The organism is uncultured Thiohalocapsa sp. (assembly GCF_913062725.1).
Classification (GTDB): Bacteria; Pseudomonadota; Gammaproteobacteria; order Chromatiales; family Chromatiaceae; genus Thiohalocapsa.
In genome coordinates this window covers 1-6,431 of the sequence record NZ_CAJXWY010000107.1, presented here as the reverse complement: position 1 = coordinate 6,431, position 6,431 = coordinate 1, and the positions used below count along the sequence as shown (strand labels likewise).

General features: G+C 66.8%; 5 protein-coding genes. 1 reads left to right on the top strand and 4 read right to left on the bottom strand.

Annotated elements, in window-relative coordinates:
• Positions 1-137 precede the first annotated feature (137 nt).
• The 3 genes from QZ588_RS17485 to QZ588_RS17475 all read right to left on the bottom strand — a co-directional run bounded on the left by QZ588_RS17485 (position 138) and on the right by QZ588_RS17475 (position 2,139).
• Positions 138-695, bottom strand: coding sequence for a hypothetical protein (locus tag QZ588_RS17485; protein WP_295544339.1), 558 nt, complete (start codon positions 693-695; stop codon positions 138-140).
• A 211-nt stretch (positions 696-906) separates the two neighbouring features.
• The gene (locus tag QZ588_RS17480; protein ID WP_295544337.1) at positions 907-1,812 is read right to left on the bottom strand and encodes an Rpn family recombination-promoting nuclease/putative transposase; all 906 of its coding nucleotides are present in this window, start codon (positions 1,810-1,812) and stop codon (positions 907-909) included.
• A gap of 90 nt (positions 1,813-1,902) precedes the next feature.
• The gene (locus tag QZ588_RS17475) at positions 1,903-2,139 is read right to left on the bottom strand and encodes a hypothetical protein (RefSeq protein WP_295544335.1); all 237 of its coding nucleotides are present in this window, start codon (positions 2,137-2,139) and stop codon (positions 1,903-1,905) included.
• Between the two features lie 267 nt (positions 2,140-2,406).
• Between QZ588_RS17475 and QZ588_RS17470 the strand changes: the two genes are divergently transcribed.
• Complete coding sequence (locus QZ588_RS17470; RefSeq protein ID WP_295544334.1) at positions 2,407-3,705, top strand: nucleotide sugar dehydrogenase; 1,299 nt, start codon at positions 2,407-2,409, stop codon at positions 3,703-3,705.
• Positions 3,706-3,760: 55 nt separating this feature from the next.
• On the opposite strand, the gene QZ588_RS17465 is transcribed toward QZ588_RS17470, so the two are convergent.
• On the bottom strand, positions 3,761-6,292 hold the full coding sequence (locus QZ588_RS17465) for an EAL domain-containing protein (protein WP_295544332.1): 2,532 nt from the start codon (positions 6,290-6,292) through the stop codon (positions 3,761-3,763).
• Positions 6,293-6,431: the final 139 nt, after the last annotated feature.

The window sequence follows — 6,431 nt, the reverse complement described above, 5'->3', positions numbered from 1 at the left end:
TGACCAATTGCTGACCTGGGTGCATGCCATTCGATGGAAGCCGCCGTTTGGCGCCATTCACCTCACGGATTCACATGTGACCCTCAACCGAAGACCGAAGATGCGACTGCATCAGCGCATCATGGCATCATGCAAGGCTAAGCCAGCAGCCAGTCGAGCAGGCGGATCAGGCCGGTGACGGCACCGATGGCGCCGATGATCCACACCGTCTGGCGGTGGATAGCGGTGCGCAGATTCACCTCGGTGGCCTTCAGGTCCACGCGCACCTGGTCGATTTCCTGCTGCAGCCGCAGCTCCACCTCCCTGATTTCCTTGCGTACCTCCTCGATCTGCCCCTGCAGGCGCAGTTCCACCTCCCTGATCTGCCCCTGCAGGCGCAGTTCCACCTCTCGGATCTGCTCTTGCAGCCGCAGCTCACCCTCGCGCATCTCCTTGCGGACGACCTCGGTCCCCCTGCGGCCCTCTTCGATTTGTCCCTGCAGGCGCAGCTCGCCCTCGCGCATCTCCTTGTGCACGACTGCGATCTCTTTCTGCAGGCGCAGCTCGCTCTCGCGCACATCCGCGCCGCGGGCGATGTCCTCGGGCTGCGGTGCCTGCTCCGCCAACGCGCGGATCGCCTCCGCCAGGAGCTGAAAGCGCGCGTGATCGTCGGGGGCGGCGTCGATCTGACTCGACAGGTCGAAGGCGGTGCTCATGGCGCTGCACGCGTGTGGCGGTCTCGTGTGGCGGTCCAGCGATGGACCTGTTCATCGACAGTCTGCCACCATCCGCGGCAAAGAAAATGGGGGCGCACCACGTTTTCTGCCCAGATCAATCTGCGCCGTCGTCGATACGGGTTACAGACCAACCGAACAAACAAGACCCGATTCCAATTTTCCCCATCCCGGGTTTCAGCGGTGGACGCCTTTATGCCACCGGCGGCTCGCGCAGCGCCTTGATGTGTGCCTCGCTCAGGCCCGAGGCCGTGGCAATCTGCGCATCGGTTAGCAGGTTCATTGTAATCAGCGTGCGCGCAATTTCTTCGCGACTTTCCGCACGTCCTTTCTCGAGCCCTTTCTCAAGTCCTTCCTCACGCCCTTTCTCGAGCCCTTCCTCACGCCCTTCCCGCTTGGCCTCGTTCAAGAACGACACTTCGTCGCGCAGCGCCCGCTCGCGCACGAACGCCAGGCGGCGCGCCTCCTCATCGGCGCTGAGCGCGCGGATACGCTGCATGGCTTGCTTGACCGGCTCGTGGGTGACTGTGGCCATCGTCAGTGTCTCCTGCCAGTGTTTGAAGAACGTAATCCACGCCCCGAGCGGACTCGGCGGCAGCCCCAGGCGATCAGCCTTTTTCAGTTCGATCAGGGTCATCTGCAGGATGTTCCCCAGCGTGACGCTCGGCTGGTGCTCATCGCGCATCTCGAAGCGCCACACCGCCTGGCGGCGCTCGCCCTCGCTGGCGGTGAACAGATCGAAGTCCAGCAGGTGCAGCCCCACCGAGGCGCGCAGTTCCTGGTAGTCCTCGCCGCCACCGAGCTGCCCGCCCAGCGTGCGCGCCAGGTAGAACAGCCCGCGCTTGTGCCAGGCGCCGTAGCGGCGCACCTGAATCTCCACATTGTAGCAATGGCCGTCGCCATCGCGGGCCAGGACATCGAGGATGATGTACTTGCCCGTCAGATCGTTGGGCTCGATGGTGGGGTTGAGGATCTCGACCGAGGCGATATCGGGCAGATCGGGGCGCAGGTCGTTGATCAGCGCCACCAGCAGTTCAGGGGCCTCAGCAAACAGCCGCTTGAAGACGTAGTCGTTGGTGGGATCGAGCAGTGCATTCATGCGACATTGTTGCTTGGCAAAAAACCAGACCTGTCCCTGAGGTATCCCCTCTAAATTGCGGGGATACCTCAAGCTCTGACCCCTTTTTTGCTACAGCAATTTCATCCGGGCGGTGATGGCCCCGACTTGCGCGAACATCAATGGGATCAGCCACGACAGCAACGTATTGCGACTGCGCTCGATGTCGGTTTTGACGTCGCCACGCAACTGCTCGATCTGGAGCTGGACGTCGCCACGCAACTGCCCGATGTCGGTTTTGACTTTCCGGGGCGCTGAGGCCAGTGTATCCGCATTCAAACCGGGACGGCGGCGCAGATTGTGTCGCACAGACACCCGCGATGGGCTTGGCGCTGTCCCAGTCCCGCCTTAAGCTGAGCCCCGTCAGCGCCAGCCCGACATCGCGTTGGCGCGCGAGCGGCTGGGCTGGACGCCGAAGGTCGCGCTGAGCGACGGATTGCAACCGACGATCGCCTATTTCGACGAGTTTCTGAAACGTCGCTAGACGGCACGTGTCCTGATGGTGTCTCCTTGGCCTGACAGCCGGGGCCCCTAAAAAGGGCTCTGACCCCTTTTTTTGGAATGGACGGTTTGCACATGGCGCTCATCGAACGTCTCAATGGCCGCGAGGCGGTGGTCGGGATTCTTGGACTGGGTTATGTCGGCCTGCCGCTGATGCTGCGCTTCGCCGATGTCGGCTATCGGGTGCTGGGCTTCGACGTGGATCCGGCGAAGGTGGATGCGCTCAATGCGGGCCGCAGCTACATCGAGCACATCACGTCCGAGACCATCGCCCGGGCGCTGCAGCAGGGCTTTCGGGCCACCGCGGATTTCACCGAGGCCAGCGCCTGTGATGCGCTGATCCTGTGCGTGCCAACACCGTTGAGCCGTCACCGGGAGCCGGATCTGAGCTACGTCATCGACACCACCGAGTCGCTGTTGCCGCACCTGCGCGCGGGGCAAATCCTGTCGCTGGAGAGCACGACTTGGCCGGGCACCACCGACGAGGAGTTGCGTCCGCGGATCGAGTCGGTGGGGCTGCGCGTGGGCGAGGATGTGTTTCTGGTGTTTTCGCCGGAGCGCGAGGACCCCGGCAATCCGAGCTTCAACACCCGTAGCATCCCGAAGATTTTGGGCGGGGTGACGCCGGCCTGTCGTGAGGCGGGCATGGCGCTGTATGGCCAGGTGATCGACGAGGTGGTGGCGGTGTCGTCGACCCGTGCGGCGGAGATGACCAAACTGCTCGAGAATATTCACCGGGCGGTGAACATCGGCCTGGTGAATGAGCTGAAGGTGGTTTGCGATCGCATGGGGATCGATATCCATGAGGTGATCCGGGCGGCGGCCACCAAGCCCTTCGGCTTTACGCCCTACTATCCCGGGCCCGGGCTGGGCGGGCATTGCATTCCCATCGATCCGTTTTATCTCACCTGGAAAGCGCGCGAGTATGGCCTGAATACCCGCTTTATCGAGCTGGCGGGTGAGGTGAATACCAGCATGCCGCAGTGGGTGGTGAGCAAGGTGGTGGATGCGCTCAACGCCCGCGGCAAGGCGGTGAAGGGCGCCCGCATCCTGGTGTTGGGGCTGGCGTATAAGAAGAATGTGGACGATCGGCGCGAGTCGCCCTCCATGGTGCTGATGGAGCTGCTGCAGGCCAAGGGCGCCGACATCAGCTATTCCGATCCGCATGTGCCACGCTTCCTGCCGATGCGTAAGCACGACTTCGATTTGGAGTCGGTGCCACTGACGCCCGCAACGCTGGCCGCCACCGACTGCGTGCTGCTGGCCACGGATCACGACCGCTTCGACTACGACCTCATCAAGGCCCACGCGCCGCTCATCGTCGACACCCGCGGCCGCTACCGCGACACCGCCGCCCACATCGTGCGCGCGTAAGGAAAAAAGGGGTCAGAGCCCTTTTTGCGAGCAAAAAGGGCTCTGACCCCTTTTTTCAATGGAGGCGGGAGTCGGTGTAGCCGGTGACGTCCGGTGAGGTGCCGAATTGCCAGAGCGCGGCCCACTCGGACAGTGCCGCCGCCGGCATGGGGGCGGCGAGGTAGCGCCCCTGCCCGTAGCCGCAGCCCAGGCGGCGGAACCAGTCCAACTGCTCGCGGCTTTCGATGCCCTGGGCGATGGTCAGGCAGCTGAACTGGGCGCCCAAGGCCACGCCCGCCTGCACCAGGTTCTGTGCCCGGCCCTGGTGCACCACGCCCGCGGCCAGGGCGGGGTCGAGCTTGATGCTGTCGAAGGCCAGGTCGGCGAGGCTGGCGAGCGGCGTCTGGCCGGTGCCGAAGCCATCCAGGCACAGCAGCAGATGCTGCCCCAGCAGACGGGTGCGCCAAGCCCGGAGCTCGGGCGTTTCGGCGACCAGGGCGGTTTCCGGGATCTCGAAGCGCAGCGCGCTGGGGTCGAGGCCGTTGTCGTCGAGGGCGGTGCGGATCTCGGTCAGCAGTTGCTCGTCGCCGAGCTGTTCGGCGGACAGATTGATGCTCAGATACTCGCCGCTGTACCAGTCGCAGTGGCGTTGCCAGTCGCGCAGCTGGGCGCAGGCGAGCTGCACCACCCGATAGCCCAGGGCGCGGATGAGGCCGCCCGCCGCCGCCACCGGCACGAAGCTGGCCGCGGGCAGCAGGCCGCGGGTGGGGTGCTGCCAGCGCAGCAGCACCTCGAAGCCAATGGCGCGCCCGGTGTCCAGGGCCACCAGCGGCTGGTAGTAGAGCAGAAATTGTTCCCGCTCCAGGCCGCGCACCAGCGCTTCGCGCAGACGCGTTTGTTCGCGCTGCAAGCGGCGCATGGGTGCGGCGAAGCGCACGGCGCGATGGCCGCCCTGGCGGCGGGCGGCCTCGAGGGCGAGGGTGGCGTCGGCGATGACGTCGTCCACCCGCGCGTAGCCCGCATGCACGGTGGCGATGCCGATGCTGGCGCGCAAGCTCACCACGCGCGCGCCGCAGCGCAGCGGCTTGGCGAGCTTGGAGAGGATGCCGCCGGCGAGTCCCTCCGCCGCGCAGGGGTCGCGGCCGGGGCGCAGCAGCAGCACGAACTGGTCGCCCCTGAAGCGCCCGATGGCCTCGCCGGGCTCCAGCAGCCCGCGCCAGGCCTGACCCACCTGGCGCAGTACCGCATCGCCACCGCCATGGCCGCAGGACTGATTGACGCGGTTGAAGGCGTCCAGTTCCAGCAGCAAGAGCTGGCGTTGCGCCCCCGGGCGGCGCGCGGTGATGGCCAGGGCATCGGCGATGCGCTCGCGCAGCCAGTGGCGGTTGTAGAGGCCGGTGACCGCATCGCGATGGGCCGCGGACCACAGGCGCTGGCGATCGCGCAGATACTCACCGCGGAATTGCAGCGTGAGGGCCACCAGCCAGCACAGGGCCTCGAGCAGATTGCCCGCCGCAAAGGCCACGGACAAGGCGGCGGGCAGGCCGACGTCGGCGGCCGCCGCCGAAATGGCCTGCAAGCCGCCGCCGGCGACGGATGCACCCAGCCCCGCCGCGAACCAGCGCAGCGCGGGGTCGGGGTTGTGCAGGCGCCGCCACAGCAGCCGCAGCACCAGCACCGCCAGCACGGCGAAGGTGAGGGCGCCCGCGCGATAGCCCCAATCGGTCCAGGCCGACGCCAGGAAGGCCGCCGATGCCACCGCCGTGCCAACGGCGATGGTGAGGGCGAGGGGGCGGCGCGGCACCAGGAATGCGAGCACCACGCCGCTCATGGCGGGCACCAGGAGTGCGAGGGCGATGGCTTGCACCAGGCGCGCATGCTCCGGGGCCGGCCAGAAGGGCAGCCAGGCGGGGCCGAGGCCGAGGGCCTGCAGTTGGTAGGCCTGCAGCACCGCCAGGTAGACCACGTAGGCCAGCGCAAAGGCGCTGCGGCGCCAGACGACGAAGCCGAGCCCCACCAGCAGCAAGATGGCGAGCGTGCCGCTGTAGGCGCCGAGGAGCGTCCAATGCAGGGCGGCGCCGGCGCGAAAGTCGGTCTCGGGCTGGTGGCGCAGCCAGGGGCGGATGGACTTGGCGTCGGAGACGATGGCCACCGGCGGTGCGTCGCCCAGAGCGGCGGGGATGCGCCCATTGGCGAGGGGGCTCGCCACCGCGCGGCTGCCGAAGGGCAGCAGCCGGCCGGAGGCGCTGGCATGGACGCAGCCGTCGGCGCCCTGGCTGAGCACGAGCAGGTGCTCGACCAGGGTGTCTCTGGAGTAGATGATGCCCGGCTCGGCTCCGCCGCCGCCGCCGGCGAGCGCCGGGAAGCCGAAGGCGCGGTTCGGCATGCCCGCGGGCAATGCCGGTATCTGCGTCGGCGCACAGTGCGCCGGCTGGGCGGCGGCGAGCTGTTGGTAATGCGCCAGCCAGGATGCCGTCGGCGCGGGCACCGGCGGCGGCGTGTCGGCCCGGACGACGGCGAGCGGCAGCAGCAGGCAGCACCAGAGCAGGGCACGCAGCCCCACGGCGGCCCGCGTCCTGAAACAATCGCGTGGTTGGCTGCTGGTCATCGTGCTGCGCATGTCCCAAAAAAGGGGTCAGAGCCCTTTTTGCTCGCAAAAAGGGCTCTGACCCTGAGGTATCCCCACGAAAAAACTAATCAGAACAGGCGCCTGAACGTATCATCTATGGAAGAAGAGAACATGCATG